This window comes from Ruoffia sp. FAM 20857 (genome assembly GCF_045528645.1).
Classification (GTDB): Bacteria; Bacillota; Bacilli; order Lactobacillales; family Aerococcaceae; genus Ruoffia; species Ruoffia halotolerans.
Genome location: NZ_JBGQRB010000009.1, coordinates 1 through 21,907, shown reverse-complemented (window position 1 = coordinate 21,907; position 21,907 = coordinate 1). Strand labels below are relative to the sequence as shown.

19 protein-coding genes and 1 riboswitch are annotated in these 21,907 nt (G+C 35.7%); of the genes, 4 read left to right on the top strand and 15 right to left on the bottom strand.

Going from position 1 to position 21,907, the window contains the following annotated elements; genetic code table 11:
- Positions 1-1,296 (bottom strand): diaminopimelate decarboxylase, encoded by a 1,296-nt coding sequence (gene lysA, locus ACEN4N_RS03360; protein WP_407090053.1) that lies wholly within the window; start codon positions 1,294-1,296, stop codon positions 1-3.
- A 110-nt stretch (positions 1,297-1,406) separates the two neighbouring features.
- A riboswitch (Lysine riboswitch) is annotated at positions 1,407-1,553 on the bottom strand.
- A gap of 181 nt (positions 1,554-1,734) precedes the next feature.
- On the opposite strand from lysA, the gene ACEN4N_RS03355 reads away from it, so the two are divergent.
- Positions 1,735-2,724 (top strand): aspartate-semialdehyde dehydrogenase, encoded by a 990-nt coding sequence (locus ACEN4N_RS03355; RefSeq protein ID WP_407093697.1) that lies wholly within the window; start codon positions 1,735-1,737, stop codon positions 2,722-2,724.
- A 74-nt stretch (positions 2,725-2,798) separates the two neighbouring features.
- Here the strand turns inward: ACEN4N_RS03355 and helD are convergent, their stop codons facing one another.
- The 13 genes from helD to ACEN4N_RS03290 all read right to left on the bottom strand — a co-directional run bounded on the left by helD (position 2,799) and on the right by ACEN4N_RS03290 (position 15,797).
- On the bottom strand, positions 2,799-4,985 hold the full coding sequence (helD, locus tag ACEN4N_RS03350) for an RNA polymerase recycling motor HelD (RefSeq protein ID WP_407093695.1): 2,187 nt from the start codon (positions 4,983-4,985) through the stop codon (positions 2,799-2,801).
- Positions 4,986-5,138: 153 nt separating this feature from the next.
- Positions 5,139-5,450, bottom strand: coding sequence for a HesB/YadR/YfhF family protein (locus tag ACEN4N_RS03345; RefSeq protein WP_407093693.1), 312 nt, complete (start codon positions 5,448-5,450; stop codon positions 5,139-5,141).
- A 111-nt stretch (positions 5,451-5,561) separates the two neighbouring features.
- Complete coding sequence (locus tag ACEN4N_RS03340) at positions 5,562-6,191, bottom strand: response regulator transcription factor (protein WP_138404651.1); 630 nt, start codon at positions 6,189-6,191, stop codon at positions 5,562-5,564.
- The gene (locus ACEN4N_RS03335; RefSeq protein ID WP_407090940.1) at positions 6,188-7,255 is read right to left on the bottom strand and encodes a sensor histidine kinase; all 1,068 of its coding nucleotides are present in this window, start codon (positions 7,253-7,255) and stop codon (positions 6,188-6,190) included. Before ACEN4N_RS03335 ends, ACEN4N_RS03340 begins: the two co-directional genes overlap by 4 nt.
- Positions 7,252-8,001, bottom strand: a complete 750-nt coding sequence (gene liaF, locus ACEN4N_RS03330) for a cell wall-active antibiotics response protein LiaF (RefSeq protein ID WP_407093691.1) — start codon at positions 7,999-8,001, stop codon at positions 7,252-7,254. The genes ACEN4N_RS03335 and liaF overlap by 4 nt, the downstream gene beginning before the upstream one ends.
- Positions 8,002-8,132: 131 nt before the next feature.
- Positions 8,133-8,618: a transcription elongation factor GreA gene (gene greA / locus ACEN4N_RS03325; RefSeq protein ID WP_138404648.1), complete on the bottom strand. Its 486-nt coding sequence runs from the start codon at positions 8,616-8,618 to the stop codon at positions 8,133-8,135.
- Between the two features lie 134 nt (positions 8,619-8,752).
- On the bottom strand, positions 8,753-9,379 hold the full coding sequence (gene udk, locus ACEN4N_RS03320) for a uridine kinase (protein WP_407090292.1): 627 nt from the start codon (positions 9,377-9,379) through the stop codon (positions 8,753-8,755).
- 52 nt (positions 9,380-9,431) lie between these two features.
- Positions 9,432-10,655, bottom strand: a complete 1,224-nt coding sequence (gene mltG, locus ACEN4N_RS03315; protein WP_407090291.1) for an endolytic transglycosylase MltG — start codon at positions 10,653-10,655, stop codon at positions 9,432-9,434.
- A gap of 144 nt (positions 10,656-10,799) precedes the next feature.
- On the bottom strand, positions 10,800-11,102 hold the full coding sequence (locus ACEN4N_RS03310) for a DUF1292 domain-containing protein (RefSeq protein WP_218930794.1): 303 nt from the start codon (positions 11,100-11,102) through the stop codon (positions 10,800-10,802).
- A 19-nt stretch (positions 11,103-11,121) separates the two neighbouring features.
- Positions 11,122-11,562: a Holliday junction resolvase RuvX gene (ruvX, locus tag ACEN4N_RS03305; RefSeq protein ID WP_407090290.1), complete on the bottom strand. Its 441-nt coding sequence runs from the start codon at positions 11,560-11,562 to the stop codon at positions 11,122-11,124.
- A complete protein-coding gene (locus ACEN4N_RS03300; RefSeq protein WP_338489244.1) occupies positions 11,562-11,822 on the bottom strand; it encodes an IreB family regulatory phosphoprotein in 261 nt (86 codons plus the stop codon). Before ACEN4N_RS03300 ends, ruvX begins: the two co-directional genes overlap by 1 nt.
- 233 nt (positions 11,823-12,055) lie before the next feature.
- Positions 12,056-14,713 carry an alanine--tRNA ligase gene (gene alaS / locus ACEN4N_RS03295; protein WP_407090289.1) on the bottom strand — a complete coding sequence of 886 codons (2,658 nt, stop codon included), beginning with the start codon at positions 14,711-14,713 and terminating at the stop codon, positions 12,056-12,058.
- Between the two features lie 280 nt (positions 14,714-14,993).
- Positions 14,994-15,797, bottom strand: a complete 804-nt coding sequence (locus tag ACEN4N_RS03290; protein WP_407090288.1) for a Cof-type HAD-IIB family hydrolase — start codon at positions 15,795-15,797, stop codon at positions 14,994-14,996.
- 227 nt (positions 15,798-16,024) lie between these two features.
- Between ACEN4N_RS03290 and ACEN4N_RS03285 the strand changes: the two genes are divergently transcribed.
- Both ACEN4N_RS03285 and ACEN4N_RS03280 read left to right on the top strand, forming a co-directional pair.
- A complete protein-coding gene (locus tag ACEN4N_RS03285) occupies positions 16,025-16,831 on the top strand; it encodes a diacylglycerol/lipid kinase family protein (protein WP_407090287.1) in 807 nt (268 codons plus the stop codon).
- 158 nt (positions 16,832-16,989) lie between these two features.
- On the top strand, positions 16,990-18,339 hold the full coding sequence (locus tag ACEN4N_RS03280; RefSeq protein ID WP_407090286.1) for a D-serine ammonia-lyase: 1,350 nt from the start codon (positions 16,990-16,992) through the stop codon (positions 18,337-18,339).
- Positions 18,340-18,401: 62 nt separating this feature from the next.
- Here the strand turns inward: ACEN4N_RS03280 and ACEN4N_RS03275 are convergent, their stop codons facing one another.
- A complete protein-coding gene (locus ACEN4N_RS03275; protein WP_407093690.1) occupies positions 18,402-20,861 on the bottom strand; it encodes an ATP-dependent RecD-like DNA helicase in 2,460 nt (819 codons plus the stop codon).
- Positions 20,862-21,009: 148 nt separating this feature from the next.
- On the opposite strand from ACEN4N_RS03275, the gene ACEN4N_RS03270 reads away from it, so the two are divergent.
- Entirely contained in the window at positions 21,010-21,585 is a 576-nt protein-coding gene (locus ACEN4N_RS03270) for a peptidase dimerization domain-containing protein (RefSeq protein ID WP_407090284.1), read from the top strand.
- The last annotated feature ends 322 nt before the right edge of the window (positions 21,586-21,907 follow it).

Sequence of the window (21,907 nt, the reverse complement as noted above, 5' to 3'; positions counted from 1 at the left end):
CTATAAAATATTATTTGCTATGATATCTTCAAAAGACTGCCGTTTGACTGTTAAGTAACTTTTTTCTCCATCAATATGCACCATGGCTGGAATTGGGATATGATTATAATTGCTTGCCATAGAATAATTATATGAACCCGTACCATTTACTAATAATAAATCGCCTGTTTCAACTTGAGGAAGATCAATATTATTAATCACAACATCCCCACTCTCACACGCTTTACCAGCTATGGTGTACGTTTCTTTGACCGGTTCATTAATTTTATTTGGTAGGGCTGCTTCATATTCAGCCTGATATAAAGCTGGACGGATATTATCTGTCATCCCACCATCGATAAAGGCATATTTCTTACCACCTACTGTCTTCTTAATATCACCAATCGTGTACAAAGTACTACCAGAATTGTTAACTAATGATCTACCAGGTTCAATTGTAACCTTCTCTAATTGTATCCCATATTCAGTAGACTTTTCATGAACATGCTCGATAAAATTTGGCAGAAATTCGGCAATGTCAAAAGGTTTATCCTCTTCAGTGTAGTAAACACCAAAACCGCCACCGAAATTTATTTCACGAATCGAAATATTTAAGTTCGTTTGAATGCGTTGAGCAAAGTGTAACATTTCATCCGCTGCTTTAATAAATGATTCTGAATCAAATATTTGACTACCAATGTGACAATGTAAACCTGCTAATTCAATATTATCATAGTTATGGATGCTTTCTATAATGTCCTCAATCTTCTCATCGAAGACACTCTCTCCAAATTTTGAATCTAAGTTAGCTGTTTTAATGTATTCATGAGTATGCGCCTCAACTCCAGGATTTAAGCGTAATAGTGCGCGTTGCTTTTTCCCTTTTTGCTCTAAAATATTATTGAGTCTATCAGCTTCCATTCGGTTATCAATGACAATTGTTCCCACTTCTTGATCGACCGCAAAAGCTAATTCCTCATCTAATTTGTTATTTCCGTGAAAGTACATCTTCGATGGCTGAACGCCACCTTTCTTCCCAGTAAAAATCTCCCCAGCACTAACAACATCTTGTCCTATTCCATACTCTGAAATCAATTTTGCAATCGCAAGTGTCAAAACAGACTTGGATGCAAATAATAACTCTGTCTCAAAGTAAGGATTCTCTAAAGCATTTTTGAAATTATAAACGCGTTCTCTAAAACTCTCTTCATCGAATATATAAAGCGGCGTTCCATATTGCTGAGCTAAATCTGAATATTTATGTTGTGAATGAACCAGCTCGTTATTCACCTTCGTTTGATACGTTTCTAATTGCATTCTTCCACTCCTTAAATAAAAGTAAACAAAAAGCGACTACGAACAAAAGGTTCGTGGTCGCTTTCACTAATCAATCCAACTTGATTTGAGTTGACGTATCCTTTTGCCCGGTAATTGATTGCACCTTATTATCACTTTGGCTCTTTGATAATAACAGTGACCAACCTCTTAAAGTCAGCCCCCAACGAAAGTCGTTTCGGCGATATCCCCTTTCCACATGTGTGTGTACTTTTGTCAACCGCGCCTCGCACAATACCTCTTTAACTTAAATATACTATATCAATGGTAAATTACAATGTCAATAGGATTAAGTTAGGATTAAAATTTTACTGACGATTATTAAATTCCATCACTTTTAACTTGACATTTTATGTGATAATGCTTAAGTTAAATAGGTATAAATTGAACATTAACATACAATATTGAAAGGAGCCAATTATGAGTAAAAAATATCATGTTGCCGTTGTAGGTGCATCGGGCGTAGTTGGTCGTAAAGTTATACAAGTATTAGAAGAACGTCAATTCCCAGTAAGTGAATTAAGTTTATTTGCTTCAAGTCGATCTGCAGGTCAAAAAATCCCCTTCAATGGTGAAGAGATTACCATCCAAGAACTGACAGAGGATGCTTTAACAGCGCCAATTCAAATCGCAATCTTTTCTGCAGGTGGAGAAACATCAAAACACTTTGCACCGATTGCTTCAAGTAATGGCATTACTGTCATCGATAATAGTTCAGCGTGGAGAATGGATAAAAATATTCCATTAGTTGTCCCTGAGGTGAATGCTGGGGTCTTATCTAAAGATGGTAAACTCATCGCAAACCCTAACTGTTCAACCATCCAATCCGTTGTACCATTGAAACCACTACAAGTAAATTACGGTATCAAACGTGTAGTTTATAGTACATATCAAGCAGTATCAGGGGCCGGACGTAAAGGAATTGAAGATTTAGAGCAAGGTACAACAAGTACTTTCCCTTACGAAATTAATAAAACAGTGATTCCACAAATCGATGTCTTCTTAGATAATGGTAATACAAAAGAAGAACAAAAGATGATTGATGAAACACGTAAAATCTTAGGTGTTGAGAATTTACCTGTCTCTGCAACAGCTGTACGTGTTCCAATCAAAACATCTCATGGTGTATCTATCAATATTGAATTAGAAAAAGAATTTGATATTAAGAAAATTCGTGAAGAAATTGGAAACATCGACGGAGTCATTCTTGCCGATAATCCTGAAGCCTTAGATTACCCATTGCAATCAGTCGCTGAAGATACTGATAACGTATATGTTGGTCGTATTCGGAGAGACGAATCCGTAGAAAATGGTATAAACTTATTTGTTGTAGCGGATAACCTTCGTAAAGGTGCTGCTACAAACTCAGTACAAATTGCTGAGTCATTAATTGCTCGTGGTATCATCTAATTAAAGCAAATAGACGGCAAGAGATCCAATTATGGATCTCTTGCCGTCTATTTTATGTCTATAAATGTTCAACTTTACGATTGAAGAAACTCAGTCAACTGATCTTCATATGTAATAAATAGATTTTTCATAGCTCTAGAACTTGCTGTATACAGAATTCGCTTATCACGTTGTGAATGATAATGTTCGTTTGAAGCATTATGAATTAAGACATTATCAAATTCCAATCCTTTGGATAAACTAATTGGAATGATGGTTAGATTTAATCGATCCAATAGTTCTTGGCCAAAAGATTGTTCCAGTTCTTCAGCCTCAACCATTGTTTTAGTGATCAATGTTAATGCTTTTCCATCTAACTCTTGATTTACCGCTTCTAATAGCTTCAAATAGTCAGCTTGATTATTAACTTTAATAATTTTAGGTTCATTTCCAGCCGGTCGAATCGGAATAATTTCCCATTCATCGTTATTGGTTGCGAGCCGATTGAATAAGCGTGTGATTGATCCACTTGACCGGTAACTATTCACTAATTGATATAACTCAACTTTTTCTGAGCGGGCTGAGAAATTATTGATAATATCTTGGAATTTGATATTGGCGTTAAATATCGCTTGATTCTCATCCCCTACCATGGTAAATGCTGATTTAGGGAATAAGCTCACTAATAATCGAATTTGTGCTTCTGTATAGTCTTGTACTTCGTCTACTAGAACAAATCGCATATTTGTAAGTGATAATTTTTCAATGAAGCGATTATAAATGTAAATAAATGCAACCGCTTCATCTATGCTTAATATGCCATCTGGATTGAATTGATATACTTCTTGTGAGTATGCAAAATAAATTTTTTCAAAAATCCCTTGTAAATTAAACCAAGCTAAACCACGAATATCACGGGTTACTTGACTGTATTGAATTTGGACATATCTTTTGGCATATTTATTAATCGTTTGAGGTGAATCATCCGAAATCAGTTCATTAAAGAACTTTTGTTGTAAGGTTTCAGGTAATGACATCACTCGATCAATCACTTTAGGTTTTTGAGCTAATTTAGTCATTCGTCTCTCCCAATTACTTGATAATAATTGTCGCGTTGCTTGAATACGAGCAATTAAGGGAGAACTATCAGGCGTCTGTTCAAAAGCTTTAATGATTTTTTCAGTCGAAACAATTTCTTTGTCTTTACGTAAGACTGGATTAAAGAAATCCATATGTTGTAATATTAACTCTTCTGAGTCATTAATAAAATCAATAAAAGAAGTACTTCGAATAATCTCTGTTTGCTTCGGAACCTTGTGAATACTAATACGGTTAAAATACGTTTGTTCATCCTCTAATTCCATTGACAAGTGTCTCCCTACAAATTGTAAAAGCGTCATATTCAATGGCGTTTTCTCACCGAGTGATGGGAGCACATTAGATATATACGATACAAAATGCTCATTCGGAGACAATATTAGAATATTATCTGAGGTAATTTCTTTACGGTATGAATAGAGTAAATACGCAATTCTTTGCATAATCGTTGAAGTTTTTCCACTCCCAGCCACTCCATTGACTAAAATAATCGGATGTCTCGTATCTCGAATTATCACATTCTGCTCACTTTGAATGGTAGATGTAATATCTTGCATTAAACTCGAGCTATCTTGTTCTAGGGCTTCTAGTAATACATCATCTTGGATCGATACCGATGTGTCGAAGAACTTCAATAAAGTATCTTTGTCGATAACGAATTGTCTACGTTTATCAATTTCCACTTCAATTGTATTGCCATTCACTTCATATGCAGATTCTCCTGTTGTATTATTGTAGAATAACTCTGCGATTGGAGAACGCCAGTCATAGACAAACTTTGCGTAATTATCATCATCAAAACTATTAATACCTATGTAGAAAGATTCTGCTTCTTCATCATCTAGAAAATCAACGTCCACTTTACCAAAATATGGAGCATCTAATGATCGTTTGACATTTTCTAATAATTTTTCTGCGGAGATAATGCGTGAATTCATTTGGTCAATCTCGCGGTTCTTCATCTCAATTGTTGAAAAAGTGTCCATATTATCAGAAAAACTACTAAAATCTACCCGAACATCTTCGGACATCTTTTGTACAAAAGTAAGCCCCTCTTCACGAGCTTCTTTAACAAATGCATCGAGACTCTCTCTACTTTTTAACATTTTCTTATATACAAAGTCTAAATATTCCGCTTCTTTAGCAAATTCTTTCTCGTAATCATGCGAATTGTTCTGAGTCATAAACTGCATTCCCCTTTTCTTTACTACATCTTATTGAAAAAAATGCCGAATAGCTATCTTATACCGACTAAACGTATAATGCAACAACAAAATAGCTACCATTAGCAATTTTGTTGCTAACAATAGCTATAAATTTTATTTAATAGTTTGCACCTAATTTAAATCCACACCGTCTTTACGGTAAATATATTTTGGTTCATGTAATTCATCATTAAAAGAAACTATTAAGTCATGTTCTTTAAAGAACCACTCATCGTCTTTTTCAATAAAGAATAATAAGCCATTATCAGAAGTAAATGTAACAATTGGAGAATGCGGCTCTGTAGGTTCAACTTGTAATGCGAATGAATCTTGTACTGGACTACTTCCGTAGATCATAGTTTTAAAGCGAATTCCTGCACCTTCAGCTCTTCCAACTTCTTCTTCAAACCATTTGACTGCTTTATCTTCAACAATTAATTCCATATATATGTGCGTGGCATAATTAGCCACTTCCTCCTTTTATTATCACTACGCTTTGAGTATAAATGATTTTTATTATAATAACCAGTATTCTGCTTGAATAAATTGAATTGCTTATACGAGTTCATGCTGATAAGCATAGATAGTTGCTTGTGTGCGGTCATTTACTTCAAGTTTAGATAAGATATTCGAAACATGTGTTTTTACTGTTTTTAGCGTGATGAATAGCTCATCTGCAATTTCTTGATTGGTATACCCTTTTGAAACTAATAATAATACTTCTAATTCACGATTGGTTAAATCATCGTGTGCTTGTTTTTGTCTGGATTTATCTTCATATTCTAACAACTTACTTGTTACTTCAGGTCCCATCACCGTGTCGCCTTCGTAAGTCGCACGGATAGCATCCGCAATTTCACTGGCAGAAGATGTTTTTAATAAATAACTCTTAGCGCCGGCTTCAATCGCAGGATAGACTTTTTCGTCATCGATGAAAGATGTCACAATAATAATTTTGGCTTCTGGCCACTCTTCCATAATTTTTTGAGTCGCTTCTACTCCATCCATGACTTCCATCACCAAATCCATCAAGATGATGTCTGGTTTATCTTCTAATGCTTTGTGATAACCCATAAGACCATTTTCAGCCTCACCGATCACTTCGATGTCGGGTTGGACATCCAAGTAGGATGACACCCCTAAACGTACCATTTCATGATCATCGACTAGTAATACTTTAATCATACATTTACCTCTCTTCTCGAAATGGGAATTTGAATATCGATGGATGTTCCTTTACCAATTGAACTAATTATATTCAATATTCCGCCTAAACTCTTCACACGCTCTTCCATATTACGAAGCCCGTAATTACCTTTTTGTTTAGCTGTGCTCACATCAAACCCTTGCCCATCATCAATAATTTTTAATTGAATTGAATGTTTATCTTGAGTTAAATAAATTTCAACTTTATTCGCTTTCGCATGCCGCATCGTATTAGATATAGCTTCTTGTACGATTCGGAATAAGTGATCTTCAATCCCACTATCAACTTTTACGGGTGCAAGATTCCAATGAATTTCCATCGGGATCTTAGTATCTAATTCTTCTAATAAGTGTTTAATACCTTGATCGAGACGTTGATCCATTAAGTCAATCGGTCTTAAGTGAAGGAGTAAAGCCCGCATCTCAGTTTGGGCGTTTCCAATAATCTCTTCAACTTTTTTTACAGAGTTTGTTACCGACAACTCTTCTCTCTCAGCAACTTCACTAATAGCTGAAATCATCATCGTCGCAGCGAATAATTGCTGACTGACAGAATCATGCAACTCACGTGCAATCCGATTACGTTCATTCTCAATAATTTCTTCTTTAGTATCTTCACCTACAAACACTGGCGCTGCCGTATATTCTTGAAGATCAGCCGAAAGATCAACAATCTTATCCCGTAGTCGATTGATATCTTTCGCCGTTTGTCTTGAAGCATCAAACCAATTTCCGCCTTGTAATTCTTTGCGGAATATTTCATTTTGATACTTTCCTAATAGTAACCAATTAATTCGTGCTCTAATTTGTTCAAAAGGTGAACTCAGAGCAACTGTTAGTATAATTGCTAACACGATACTCAAAGTTAAGATAAAAGCGATAATAATCAAATACACTGGAATATTAAAAAACTCAACGGTAAACACCTCTGACAGTGTCATCACATTTAATTCAAAAATTAGAATTCCAAAAATAATGACGACAATGGCTGAAAAACTAACGAATTGAAAGATGAATAAATGAGTCCATAAACGAAAATTCATAAAATAATCACCTCAAGATCTCCAAATGTCACTGATACAATGACATTCACTTTTCGATTTGAGTCCCCATAATCTGGACTCATCCAACGGAAATTATCAGCTGTCAATGAATAACGTTGGGATTCAAATACGACCCCTCCTGAAATTGTACTGATATTTAACTTCACACCAATATCATTAGGAATAATTAATCGCGTTCGACCGAACAACTTTCTGATGATAATCGTCGTCTCTCCTTGAGGTAAGATTGTATTACCAAAATCCAAGATATGATTACCTCCGAACAGAACAATATTCACATCATCCCATTCAAATTCAACTTTCTTCTCTCTGTATGAATCAAAAATCGATTCTTGATCCAGAATCGTTCGCTGTTCACTTTGGGGTTCAATCAGTTTTACCCCTAAGTAATTACTTTCAGACTTCTTAGGTAAGATTAACGCATTTTTAAAATGAATTAACTCATTGCCATCTTTACTTCTGAATAAAATTAAAAACAAGATGATCACTAATAATAATACCCAAACTGATTGAATCATAAGCAAACTTAAGATAAGTAAAAATAAAGCTGCGACAAAAATTATTAAACGAAGGATACGATTTCCAATAAATAATCCGACGATAAATAGTATAAAAGATACTCCGATAAGACCTATAATTTTCCAGTCTAAAAAGATGTCAAATAATATAAGCACCAGACTAACCGCAAATACAATAAAAATGTTTTGTCTTAAAAAATTTTGCATATAACACCTCTGTTCCATAAAATTAGTATAACAGATTCTGAAGTAGAAAATGAATATCGCTTCCTATTTTCCGATAAAAAATAAGTCTGCCTTATAAAAAGACAGACTTATTAATACTTAACTATTCAAGACTATTCATCAGCTGCTTCAATTTTGATGATTTTAACATCAAAAGATCCGCCTGGCGTTTGAATCGAAACAACATCATTTAATTTTTTACCTAAAATTGCTTGGGCAATCGGTGAGTCATTAGAAATTTTATATTCTAATGGGTCAGCTTCTGCACTACCAACAATTGTATACGTTTCTTCGTCGCCATCTGGTACTTCAACAAAAGTAACTTTACGACCTAATGAAACTTCATCTTTAGCAACGTCTTTATCATCAATAATTTCTGCGAAACGAATCATATTTTCAATACTTGAAATACGACCTTCCACAAAAGCTTGCTCATCTTTAGCTGATTCATACTCAGAGTTCTCTGATAAATCCCCAAAACTTCTTGCGATTTTAATACGTTCAATAATTTCTTTACGTTTATTGACTTTTAAATCTTCTAATTCTTGTTCTAATTTTTCTTTACCTGATAAAGTCATTGGATAGACTTTTTGATCCATGTTATTCTCTCCTTCTTGAAACGATAGAAATAAGATAGCACGTTATTTACTATTTTTCAATCTAAATTTTTATTTTTTATATAAAAGAATAATAAACAATCGTAGTTTACCGCTAATCACGATCGTTTATGTAATTATTTTTGATTCAAGATTGTTGCAATCTTCGTTGTTAATAAGTCAATCGCAACTTGATTGTAGCCACCTTCTGGTACGATGATATCAGCATAACGTTTCGTAGGTTCGATGAATTGGTGGAACATCGGTTTCACGACCTCTACGTATTGTTTAATCACTGACTCAACCGTTCTACCTCGTTCATTAATATCACGAAGTATTCGTCTAGCTAAGCGAATGTCGTCGTCAGTATCTACATACACTTTAATATCCATTAAGTCTCGGATGCGTTTATCATCTAATATTAAAATCCCTTCAACGATAATAACATCACGGGAAACTTCATATTCCGTTTCATTACTTCGTGTATGATTTGTAAAATCATAAATTGGTTTCTCAATTGAACCACCTTCAATTAATGTCACCAGATGATTGTAAAATAAATCATTATCAAACGCTAATGGATGATCATAATTTGTCTTCAATCTCTCTTCTAGTGGAAGGTCACTTTGATTTTTATAATAATAATCTTGTTGTAACAACATTACTGATAGTCCTTCGAAAGTTTCTAATATTCGACTACTTACACTCGATTTTCCACTTCCTGAACCACCGGAAACGCCAATTACTACTGGTTTCGTCCCCATAAACAATCTCGCTTTCTATGTTTAATAATAACTGTAAAATTGAGTATCAATCTTACTCAACCGATTCGTCAACAATTTCCTCAGCTTCCTCATCTGTTGTAGTTTCATCTTCGCCAGCTTCTGCTTCAATGGAAGCTTGTCGACTATTTACAAATTCTTCAACTAACGCGTCGTGTTCTTCAATTGTGCTTGAATAATATATTTCCTGCGTATCGATATCAGCCACGAAGTAATAATAATCATTCCATGTAGGATAGATTGCAGCAACAATCGCTTGGTAACTCGGTGTTCCAATCGGACCAGGTGTTAATCCGTCATACATGTATAAGTTATACGGCGAATCTACTTCTAAATCTGTATAAGTTACAAATTCTCGATGCTCACCTAATGCATATAAGACCGTTACATCCGATTGAAGTGGCATACCTACTTCTAGACGATTATAGAACACACCTGAAACAAGACCACGATCTTCTTCTGTAATTGCTTCGCGTTCAATAATTGAGGCAAGTGATAATACTTCATGATAAGAAAGGTACGTATTCGTTAAATCATCCACTAATCGTTGATAATTTAAATTCGCGGCACTGACCATTTCTGTAATTAATTCTTGCGCCGTCATTCCAGCAAAGTAATCATAAGTTGCTGGGAATAAGTAACCCTCTAAAGTATATTTTAAGCCTTCTAATTGCGTCACTTCTTCTAAAAGTGATGGGAATTGGCTTTGAAGATTTGTTATGAATTCCTCATCTTGAACAGTATCCATAAACTCTTCTTCTGTAATCGCTGTATTCTTGTTAACCAGGGTAGTAATTTCGTCAATAGTTGCCCCTTCAATCACTGTGATGGTTGTATCTGCATCAACAAAGATTGGTTCCCCACCCGCTTGAAGTGTTGTTAGAACTTGTTGTGCATCCATCGATGGTGAAAATTGATAATGACCCGCTTGAAGTGCTTCTTCATTATTGGCCTTCATATAAATTCCAAAGATATCCGCATGACGGACAATCTCATTCTCTTCAAGTATATTCGCAACATCATCTGAAGTACTATCAAAGGGTATCGTCACTTCTACTAGTTGATCATTATTCGAATTAACAGGACTCAATGCTTTCGTTACATAGAAATAACCAAATATAGCCGTACCCACTACAATTAATATAATTAGTAAGATAATAATGCGAACGATTCGGTTGGTCCACAATCGCTCTTTCACTCGTTCGGTCTCGGTTTCCTTGGCACGTTGTTTAATATCTTCCCAAGATTCTTTTGACATAGTTTCTCCTTTATGTAGAACTTTTTACTGAAAGATTATAACAGAGAAGTAGTACTATTACCATAATACTTCTATTACAAAAACATCACACATCTACCGATAGGTAAAAGTGTGACGTATTGTAAATCATTCTGTTATCTTAAACTACTCATCTTCATCTAACAAGAATGTATTAAGTACTTCCTCAACCATGTCCCATTCTTCTTCAGTTTGGATAGGTTGTAACGCTCCTGTTGTTCCATCTTCAGCTTCAGTGTATGAAAATGCTTGTAATTCAACATCTTCTTCTTCATTTGTTCCAGCTGGATAAACTAAAACATAGCTTTTTTGGAAATCTTCTGAATCAAAAGTAAACAAAATTTCGTGTAGCGTTTCATTTCCCTCTTCGTCAAAGATTGTAATATATTCATGTTCGTTGTGGTGTTCATGATTGTGTTCGTTTTCCATATTAAGTAATCTCCTTAAATCATAGTTGTGGTTTTGAATCTAAATAGTTTTGTAAAATGATGACAGCTGCGACTTTATCGATAACTTTTTTGCGTTTCTTACGGGAAACATTCCCCTCGTTAATTAACATCTTTTCTGCTTGAGAAGTTGTTAATCGCTCATCTTGATACACGACCTCTACGTCTGGATGATGCTCTTTAATAAGATCACCATATCTCATGGAAGCCTCTGCTCTTGGACCAATGGAGTTATTCATATTCTTTGGAAATCCAATGACAACTGTATTGACATTCTCTGATTTTATAATTTCACTCAGACGTTCAATCCCAAATTCGTTCGCATCTTCATCAATTCTAATCGTCTCTAACCCTTGGGCAGTCCAGCCAAGTAAATCACTGAGTGCGACTCCGACTGTCTTTGAACCAACATCTAGACCCATAACTCTTTGATATTTGCTCATTAACTCTCTTCTTGTGTTAGATAGAATTCTACTAACTTCTCCAGAATTTCATCTCGTTCATGACGACGTATTAAGTTACGTGCATCGCGGTGACGAGGGATATATGCAGGATCTCCTGAAAGTAAATAACCAACTATTTGATTAATTGGATCATACCCTTTTTCTTCAAGTGCGCTATAGACTATCTCCAATGTTTCTCTTACTGTGCGTTTATTAATATCGTCCAGTTTGAATAGTATTGTTTCATCTAATGATTGCATCGCTTTCACCAAACCTTTCATATCTGTAAAGCCATCGATTTTAGATCTTTTGCGATGTACTTCGAGTTAACAACATTCTAACATACTTTGCGTATAATTACTTAGTAAATTCCTTCGCAAGCTATAATTTGTAATGGAATTGTCACAATCAATGCTAAAAAGCACAATGAAAGAACAGATAGAGTTGGAAGCGGTTTATTCAATCCAATCTGTCTGTCCTCTCTCAAATAAACTTATGCTTCTTTAATTGTTGCTTTTATTGCCTCAGGGATTGCATTAATCATATCTTGAATTCCTGCAGGTTTTTTCCCTCCAGCTTGAGCCATTTGTGGTCGTCCACCACCGCCACCGCCAATTAATTTAGCTAATGGTTTAATAATATCTCCCGCTTTTGTTCCTTTTGCGACAGTTTCATCATCAACAAAGACTAATAAAGTCGCTTTATCATCTTGGTTAGATACGGCTACTAGGATATTTGATGCCTGTTTTTCACGCCAAACATCTCCTAATTGACGTAAGCCATCTGTTGATTGATTTTCTTGAACGACACTTACAAAAGTGATGCCTTCAACTTCTTCAGTCTCATTGAATAAATTACCAGACTCTTCTTGTAATAATTTTGCAGATAGAGATTCAACTTTAGAGTGCGCTTCTTTCAATTCTTCTTGTAATTGGTGAATACGAGGTAGAAGCTGTTGCGTTTGTTGGACTTTTAATTCAGCTTGAACAGCTTGTAATATTGCTTCTTTCTCTTGATAATATTCAATCGCAGCTTGCCCTGTAAGAGCTTCGATTCGGCGAATTCCCGCACCAATCCCTGACTCACTCACTAATTTGAAGGTACCAATATCATTAGTATTCGATACGTGTGTTCCCCCACAAAGTTCAATCGACTCATTCCCAATGTTTACAACACGAACGATATCACCATATTTCTCACCGAACAATGCCATTGCGCCTAATGCTTTCGCTTCATCAATTGGCATTTCGTTAATATCAACGTTCACCGCATTTTGAATAAAGTCATTTACATATTGTTCAATCTGTTTTAACTCTTCGTCTGTCACTTTACCAAAGTGCGAGAAGTCAAAGCGTAAGCGATCTGGCCCAACATAAGAACCTGATTGATTCGCATGCTCACCTAAGATTGTCTTAAGACCTTGGTGTAATAAGTGAGTTGCTGTATGATTTTGGTTTGTCTTCAGGCGAGTTTTCCCATTTACGACTAGCGTATATGATTGACCTTCGTTTAGACGCATGCTTAACGGTTTTACTTTATGCATATATTGGCCGTTAGGTGCTTTTTGGACATCATTAACTTCTGCGATTAATTCACTACCGTCGTAAATTCCACCTGAATCCGCTACTTGACCACCCATTTCAGCATAGAATGGACTGCGATTGAAGAATACCCACGCTTCTTCATTAATTGGAAGATGGTCTAAACTCTCTTCATCTTTAATGATCGCTTTAATTGTCGCATTGCTTGATAATTGGCTGTGTCCGACGAACTCAAATTCAGATGTGACAGCTTGTAATGCTTCTGATTGTACTGACATACTTTCTTCATTCGATCTTGCAGCTCTCGCACGCTCACGTTGTTTTTCCATCTCAACTTCGAAGCCGTCATTATCTACAGTAAAGTTGTTTTCTAATGCCATCTCTTCAGTTAATTCTAATGGGAATCCAAATGTGTCGTATAATTGGAAAGCTTGCTCTCCAGATACAACGGTCTTTCCTTCCTCTTTTAATTGGGCCAAGATGTTTTCTAATTGCAACTCTCCATCGCCAATTGTTTCATGGAATCGTTCTTCTTCGTTTTTAATAATTGATTGAACGAAATCTAATTTCTCATTAAGTTCAGCGTAGTAGTCACCCATGATTTCAGTGATTGTTGGAACTAAATCACTTAAGAATAAAGTTGTAATTCCCAAACGACGACCATGCATTACACTTCGACGGATTAAACGACGAATAATATATCCACGACCTTCATTCGATGGTAAAGCACCATCACTAATCGCAAATGCAACGGCACGAATATGGTCAGCAATAACTTTGAAGCTGACTTTCCCTTCATTACTTTTGCTATATTTAATGCCATCCGTTAGCGTTTCAATTTTTTCAATAATTGGCATAAATAAATCCGTTTCAAAGTTCGTTGGTGTATCTTGAATAACTGATACTAAACGCTCTAAGCCCATCCCTGTATCGACGTTTTTATGTGGAAGAGGTACATAAGTATCATCTGGCATATGGTTAAATTCAGAAAACACTAAGTTCCAAATTTCTAGCCAACGCTCATTTTCCCCACCAGGATAGTTTTCTGGATCATCTTCGGCAAGATTATTATACGATTCACCGCGGTCATAGAAAATTTCTGTGTCCGGCCCACAAGGTCCAGCACCAATATCCCAAAAGTTATCTTCAACTGGTACTAGGTGTGAGTTATCAAAGTTTGGAATAGCCTCCCATAACTCTTTTGTTTCAGTGTCCTCTGGATAATAAGTGACAAATAATTTTTCTGGATCGAATCCTAACCATTTTTCCCCAGTTAAGAATTCCCAAGCCCATTCAATCGCTTCTTCTTTGAAATAATCTCCGATTGAAAAGTTTCCTAACATCTCAAATAAAGTATGATGTCTTGCTGTGACACCTACGTTTTCAATGTCATTTGTACGAATACTCTTTTGTGAATTTGTAATTCTCGGATTTTCTGGCGTTTCCGTTCCATCAAAATATTTCTTAAGCGTTGCAACACCTGAGTTAATCCATAGTAAAGTTGGATCATTAATTGGTATTAGCGATGCACTCGGACGGATGTCATGACCTTTACCTTTATAAAATGTTAAAAATAAATCTCTAATTTCTGCACTTGTTAATTGTTTCATCCAAACACCCCTTTAAAATAATAAAAGAGCCGTTATATGCAAGGGCGAAAATCGCGGTACCACCTCGCTTATAACAACTCAAGTTCTTATATCTCAATTGCCGTTAACGCCGACTTACGCTAAATTTTCACTTAGTTATACATGAGGAGCATCATTCTTGTCGTTTCTTTCACCTACTGAAACGTCTCTGTTATTAAGTCTGATATGGTCTCAAATCATTAATATTATACATAATTAGCCTGTTTAATGTCAACTATAAATAGCCAGTATAGATTCATTCTTAATAAAAATATTTGTCTAGAACTTGAACAACACCATCTTCATCATTTGTTCCCGTCACATCATCTGCAATGCCTTTCAGATAATCAGAAGCATTCCCCATCGCGACACCTACTCCTGCTACTTCGATCATTGGCGCATCATTATTCCCATCACCAACCGCCACAACTTCACTGATATCTATACCGATATGATCACATAGCCTTTGTAAACTCAGACCTTTAGAAACATCTCGGTGCATAAATTCTAGGAAGTAGTCTTTTGACGTCGCTGCATTTGTTGCTTTACCAAATTTTCCTTGGAGTTCTTCATTATGTTTTGCGACAATCTCTGGATCACCAACCGCGATAAATTTTAATTCTTCTGATTCTAAGTTATTCGCATAGTCACTGTCATAAATTGTTTCTAGCCCAGTTAATTCACCTTCAACATGACTGTAATCATTCTCACGACTTAGATAAACTTCATTATCACCATAAGCAATTAATGCTAAGCCTGTATCATGAATATATTGAACCAATTCTTTTTGTTCGTCGAAGTTCATTCGTTGGCTAAATAGCTCTTGCGCATTCTCCATACTTGTAACGACAGCTCCGTTAAAAGAAATCGTATGTGATTTATGGTGATCCAGCAATAATTCTTCGGCTTTTTGAACCGCTGATTTCGTTGGGCGTCCAGTTGCTAACACCAAGATAAAGCCATCCTCTTGGAATTGTATTAATCTTTCTTTAGTCACCGAACTAATTTCGTGATTACTATTTAATAAAGTATCATCAATATCCAAAACAAGCATTTTGTAAGACATATATACACTCCTTAATTTTTCAATATTTAGTCCGCTATATTGTATCATATTTTATGAGAAACTATGAGAATAGAATCACTTTTTTCATTTAACTCTTATTAAAAACCTATTGTCAAATCCTTAACAAAATATAACAATAGAAGTAATTCTTTATTAAATATATAAATTTGAGTATAATTGGTCTTAGTGTTTAAACTCAAATTGATAAAGAAATTACGAGGTGCTTTATGACAAATCGCGTACATATAATATGTCATCCTGAAGCGGGTAGCGGAGATGGAAACACCATCTTAAAAAAAGTTCATAGTGAATTGGACAGTTTCCAAATGGAATACATTACTTACTTAACTGACTATTCGACCCATGCTGAAGTTTTGACTGAACAGCTAGTTAACCGTGGTCACAAAAAATATCTGGATTATTTAGTGGTTGTTGGTGGGGATGGTACATTACATGAAGTGGTTCAAACTTTACACAAGAACCAAGCTGATATCCCAGTTACTTATGTTCCTGCTGGAACTGGAAATGATTTTTATCGAAGCTGGCAAAATGGCTTATCTGTCAGAGGTATCATTGAAATAATGTTATTCTCAGAAAAGCCCGTTTCAATTCCAATATTCACTTACAATAACCACATTACTAAACGACAAGGTGTCGTCTTAAATAATATGGGCTTTGGCTTCGATGCTGAGGTCAATTTTCGAGCTCAAAATCTTATTAAAAATTCTTTTTTATCAAAAATGGGTCTTGGAAAACTTTCGTACTTATTGGCTGTACTGCTTAGTTTAAATAGCGTGCGTCATTTTGCCGTATCGGGAAGTATTGATAATCATCAGTTTCACTATGATGATGTAAGTTTAGCTGGAATATTAAATTCCCCTACTTTAGGTGGTGGAATTAATATAGACCAATTAACAAGACCAAAAAATAATGAAATTGCCCTTGTCATCTACCGCGATATAAAATTATCGGTAATTTTCGATTTATTAATAAAAGTGTTAATTACAAAAAAACAAACGAATCTGATAATATAGATCGATATACGGGTCAAAAATTACAGTTAAAAATCACTGATCCGATTAGAGGTCAGGTTGATGGAGAAGACATACCTAAAAAGCCAGTAAACATTGATTTGGCTTTATCAACTTATCCATTTTATTTACCTAATTAGAAGGAGTTGCGTTTTAAAGTTATGAATGAAATTTTACATAAAGAATACTTAGAAACTGATTTATTCAAAAAAATCCAATTAGCCCAACCGGTTTTTTGGGAGAATAATTTAAAAATATCGTTTGATGAAGCAACCGAGAAAGTTCCTTATTCAAAAAATGATGTCGATGATGCAGAGGAAAGGTTAAAACGCTTTGCACCTTTTATTATCAAGGCTTTCCCTGAATCAGCTGTCAATGATGGCTTAATTGAATCTGAATTTACTGAAATTAATACAATGAAAGAATATCTAGAAGATACATATCAAACAACAATTTCTGGAAAACTTTTATTAAAACGTGATGATACCCTACCCATTGCTGGAACAATCAAAGCTCGGGGTGCAATCTACGAAGTATTAAAACATGCTGAAACACTTGCTTTAGAAAATGGTTTACTTGAATCAATTGAAGATAATTATGAAAAATTCTTAAACGACGAATTCAATGAATTCTTCGCTCAACATAAAATCATGGTTGGAACAACTGGTAATTTAGGCATTAGTGTTGGCGTGATGGGAGCTAAATTAGGCTTTAATGTCACAGTTCATATGTCAACTGAAGCGAAACAATGGAAAAAAGATTTATTGCGTTCAAGAGGAGTAAATGTCGTTGAGCATCAAACAAATTTTACGGAAGCTGTTAACCAAGGAAGAGCGGAATCTTTAAGCGATCCAACGTCTTACTTTGTTGATGATGAGCATTCGATTGAATTGTTTTTCGGTTATACAGTTGCTGCCAATCGTTTAGCAAGACAATTAGAAGAAGCCAACATCAAAGTTGATGCTGAACATCCTTTATTTGTCTACTTACCTTGTGGTATCGGTGGAAGTCCGGGTGGAATTAGTTTTGGTTTAAAACAAATTTATGGTGACCATGTTCATTGTATCTTTGCTGAACCAACTCAGATGCCTTCAATGCTTTTAGGCTTAGCTACAAAAGAATTTGACGGTGTCACAGTAGATGATTTCGGGATAGAATCTCGTACAATTATGGATGGTTTAGCTGTGCCACGCACATCTGGTCTTATTTCACGCATCATTCAATATTACTTCGATGCTGGCTACACCCTTACAGAGGACGAATCAATGCGCCTTCTAGGCAAAATGATTGATTTAGAGGCTATTTCACTTGAACCTGCTGCCCTAGCTGGTGTAGTAGGTGTGGTTCGCATGCTAACAACCGATTCAGGTCAAGATTTCTTAGCAAATCATCACCTTCAATCGAAACTAGATAAAGCCACTCATATCGCTTGGGCGACAGGTGGTAGTATGGTTCCTGAAGAAGATATGCAAGCATTTTACTTACAAGGAAAAGCAGTCGCTAAAGACTAAATAAAAAAAGAGAGAGTCAACGTATTCGTTCATGAACGAGCACGTTGACTCTCTTTTGTATTTTAATATGTTGAAGACATAAAATCATAAGGTGTGACACCGTCCATATTAATCATTGGATCAATTTGATTGATTGTCGCTTCCTTCAGTTCTAAAGGTTCTTCAATTTGTTCTTCTAATTCCATTTGAATCGATTCTGGTTCAGGGTTTTGCTGACTGGCTTCGTCTTCTTTGAAGTTTTCTTCCGTTTCATCTTCCTCATTTTCAGATGCTTCTTTGTCAAATTGAACCATCAATAATTCCCTTAAGAAGGTCTTACGAGGTTCTTTTTCACTTGTCACAGCTTTGTAGAAGCTATCAGGATTTCCAAGCATAATTAAGCTAGATTGGGCCCGTGTAATAGCTGTATATAAGATATCCTTTTGAAGTAATCGAGAGTACATATCGACCAAGGGCAGTATAACGAGAGGGTACTCACTCCCCTGCGCCTTATGAATCGAAGTACAATACGCTAATGTAAGTTGATCTAAATCAGATTTCTTATAAATAAGCTCAACATTATCAAATGACACGATGATCTCTTCAACTTTTGAAGCCGTCTCTTTCTTAAAGTGTATTGCCTCAATGCGTCCAATATCTCCGTTATAAACTCCATCTTCCGAATTATTTACTAGTTGCAATACTTTATCTCCAACTCTGAACACAGAATCAAAATGATTTATTTCCCGTTTTCTCGGTTTAGGTGGATTTAACAATTCTTGTAATAAAGTATTGAGAGCGTTAATACCTGCCGGTCCTTTATACATGGGAGCTAGTACTTGTAAGTTTGTCGCATCAAAGCCTTTTTTCTTAGCCGCTACAATAATTTGTTGTAACACATGACTAATTTGTTGTGCCGGAGCTTGAATAAATGACCGATCGTGTTGCTTCATTAAGAAATCTTCTGGTAAAAAACCTTGTCGAATCTTATGTGCCAAATCAATTATGGTACTATTTTGTGCTTGACGGTAGATTTTTTCTAAACGAAGTACGGGTAAAACATCAGATTCAATCAAGTCACTAAAGACTTTTCCTGGACCTACTGAAGGCAACTGGTCCTTATCCCCTACTAATACTACTTGTAAATGATACGGAATTGCTTGGACAAGCCAATTCATCAACCAAGTATCGACCATCGACATTTCATCGACAATTAGCAGTGAACCATCTAATTCGGCCGCATAAAATTCATCAACCTGAGAATCACGATTAAAGCCAATCAATCGATGAATGGTAGAGGCTGGTAAGCCGGTTGTTTCCTCCATTCGTTTAGCTGCTCGCCCTGTAGGTGCTGCAAGTAACACAGGATTTTCATCCACTTTTTTTGTTGCTTGTTCTAAATCATAGTCATGTAAGATTGAATGCAACAAGATAATCCCTTTAATTAAAGTCGTTTTCCCAGTTCCAGGTCCACCAGTTATCACTGAAATTGGAGATTGAATGGATGTTTTCAGAGCTTGTCGTTGACTCTCATCATAATTAATTCCACTGATTTTAACGACCTCATCAATCGCCTCATCGATTTCATCTTCTTCAAAGCGTTCAATTTGTTCATACTGAAAGTAATTATCGATTTTCTTAACGATGTTTAATTCAGCATAATATAAGCTTGGTATCATTAGATTATCAACTAAACGCATTAACTGTTCGTTTTGTACGGCTAATTCTACTGCTCGCTCCAATAATTCATCAGAAATCAAGTATCTTCGACTCGACTCTAATAATTTCCGTCCATTTTTCTTAGCCACTTCCTCAGGAACATATGTATCGCCATCGCTATTTGATAACTCTAATACGGATACATAAATCCCTGCGACAATCCGGTTAATATCTTCAGCATCAAAATCTAATTGTTCTGCTAACTGGTCTGCTTTATTAAAGCCGATACCATCAACATCTTCAATTAATTTATAAGGATTCTCTTTAATTAAAGTAATCGTTTCGCTTTCATATGCTCGGTATATTTTATCTGATAAGGCTGGACCAAAGCCCCATTCGCTTAATTGCATAAATATACGCTCAGTCCCTTGATGGCGTAGTAGCCCTTCGCGTAAGTCTTCGGCTTTTGCTTTTGATAAACCAGTGACGCCTTTCAAGGCATTCGAGTCCGATATAATCGTATCGATAGCATCCTGGCCTAATTCATCAACAATGCGTTCCGCTAATACTTTCCCGATACCTTTAAAACGGCTACTTGATAAATAGTCAACGAGCCCTTCGTAAGATGTCGGCGCTTTTTGTTGATACCTTGTTACAGCAAACTGTTCTCCATATTTGGGATGATTCGTTAATTTTCCAAAAAATTGATATTCCGTATCGAGATGAAGTGAAGCAAACATACCCGTAATGACTAATTCTTCATCTAACAATAAGTCTGTTTCATCTTGATCAACGCTAATGCGGACAACTTTATAGAAGTTCGACGGATTCTCAAAAAAAATCGCTTCTACGACACCGACAACTAACTCTTCTCCTTGAGACATTTACTTCACCTCCTTATAATTTTTCTAACTCATGTATCATATCATAATCCGTACATGATTTTAAATCTGATCATGGTGTGGAAGATGGAATTCTGTGAGGGAATTGGTGGTTAACTGGAGGTATTTTTTAGATTTTTCTAGTTAACGTATGACTAAAGATGCAATAGTGATGGTGTCTCAGTACATTGCACATATCCAAACCATTACCTCTAGAGCGACTGATCCGATGGAAGCAACTGTTTTAAATGTCGGTAAAGTAGAGGCTGGTGAGCCTTTTAACATCATTGCCGAGAAAGCTAAGCTTGAAGGTACCGTACGAACCTTTGATGCTAAAACTCGTGATATCGTAGAAACAGAAATGAAGCGCTATGCTGAAAGAGCCGCAGAGATGTATGGTGGTACAGTTAAATTTGAGTATCATCGATTATTAGATTCCGTAATTAATGAAACACAAAGCGCTCAGTTAGTTCAATCGATTGCGATAAATTCATTCGGTGAAGATTCAGTCGGAGACTTTCCACCAACAATGGGAGGCAAAGATTTTGGTGAGTACACGAACTATATTAATAGTGCCTTTGCGACAGTCGGAACACGCAACATCTCTAAAGGCTCAGACTGCCCTCACTACCATGCTTGTTTAAATGTGGTCGAGGAATCTTTAAAAGTTAGCGCAGAATTGTATGTCCAATATGCCATATCATATATATATCAAGATGAATTTTAATTAAAGAATAGTAAAAAAAACTCAAAGTTGTTCTCACACGAACTTCTTTGATTGCTATTTGTCTTATAAAGGTTGTGTTCACTTAATTATTTTGAGCATGTGATTCGAAATAATTTGAATGCCGGCGATGAAATTCTTGTTAACACTCTTTTCGAATAAAATAAAAACTGCTTAACCTTTAATAGTCGAATATATTGGTTCATGAATTTTTGATGTTGGTGGACCGAGGAGCCAGGTGACGCAGTCACCTTGGCTCTTTTTTTATTCCTATGTTTAAGTGTCTCTCTATGCAACGATAGTTTGTGTTGTGTTCTCATCTTTA

Excerpts from the sequence above, each read along its gene's own strand:
- mltG (WP_407090291.1), bottom strand. The coding sequence starts at position 10,655 with ATGTCAAAAGAATCTTGGGAAGATATTAAACAACGTGCCAAGGAAACC.
- ACEN4N_RS03335 (WP_407090940.1), bottom strand. The coding sequence starts at position 7,255 with ATGAATTTTCGTTTATGGACTCATTTATTCATCTTTCAATTCGTTAGT.
- ACEN4N_RS03270 (WP_407090284.1), top strand. The coding sequence starts at position 21,010 with ATGACTAAAGATGCAATAGTGATGGTGTCTCAGTACATTGCACATATC.
- ACEN4N_RS03340 (WP_138404651.1), bottom strand. The coding sequence starts at position 6,191 with ATGATTAAAGTATTACTAGTCGATGATCATGAAATGGTACGTTTAGGG.
- ACEN4N_RS03275 (WP_407093690.1), bottom strand. The coding sequence starts at position 20,861 with ATGTCTCAAGGAGAAGAGTTAGTTGTCGGTGTCGTAGAAGCGATTTTT.
- greA (WP_138404648.1), bottom strand. The coding sequence starts at position 8,618 with ATGGATCAAAAAGTCTATCCAATGACTTTATCAGGTAAAGAAAAATTA.
- ruvX (WP_407090290.1), bottom strand. The coding sequence starts at position 11,562 with ATGAGCAAATATCAAAGAGTTATGGGTCTAGATGTTGGTTCAAAGACA.
- udk (WP_407090292.1), bottom strand. The coding sequence starts at position 9,379 with ATGGGGACGAAACCAGTAGTAATTGGCGTTTCCGGTGGTTCAGGAAGT.
- liaF (WP_407093691.1), bottom strand. The coding sequence starts at position 8,001 with ATGCAAAATTTTTTAAGACAAAACATTTTTATTGTATTTGCGGTTAGT.
- alaS (WP_407090289.1), bottom strand. The coding sequence starts at position 14,713 with ATGAAACAATTAACAAGTGCAGAAATTAGAGATTTATTTTTAACATTT.
- ACEN4N_RS03285 (WP_407090287.1), top strand. The coding sequence starts at position 16,025 with ATGACAAATCGCGTACATATAATATGTCATCCTGAAGCGGGTAGCGGA.
- ACEN4N_RS03290 (WP_407090288.1), bottom strand. The coding sequence starts at position 15,797 with ATGTCTTACAAAATGCTTGTTTTGGATATTGATGATACTTTATTAAAT.
- ACEN4N_RS03280 (WP_407090286.1), top strand. The coding sequence starts at position 16,990 with ATGAATGAAATTTTACATAAAGAATACTTAGAAACTGATTTATTCAAA.
- helD (WP_407093695.1), bottom strand. The coding sequence starts at position 4,985 with ATGACTCAGAACAATTCGCATGATTACGAGAAAGAATTTGCTAAAGAA.
- ACEN4N_RS03355 (WP_407093697.1), top strand. The coding sequence starts at position 1,735 with ATGAGTAAAAAATATCATGTTGCCGTTGTAGGTGCATCGGGCGTAGTT.
- ACEN4N_RS03300 (WP_338489244.1), bottom strand. The coding sequence starts at position 11,822 with ATGCAATCATTAGATGAAACAATACTATTCAAACTGGACGATATTAAT.
- ACEN4N_RS03345 (WP_407093693.1), bottom strand. The coding sequence starts at position 5,450 with ATGGAATTAATTGTTGAAGATAAAGCAGTCAAATGGTTTGAAGAAGAA.
- ACEN4N_RS03310 (WP_218930794.1), bottom strand. The coding sequence starts at position 11,102 with ATGGAAAACGAACACAATCATGAACACCACAACGAACATGAATATATT.
- lysA (WP_407090053.1), bottom strand. The coding sequence starts at position 1,296 with ATGCAATTAGAAACGTATCAAACGAAGGTGAATAACGAGCTGGTTCAT.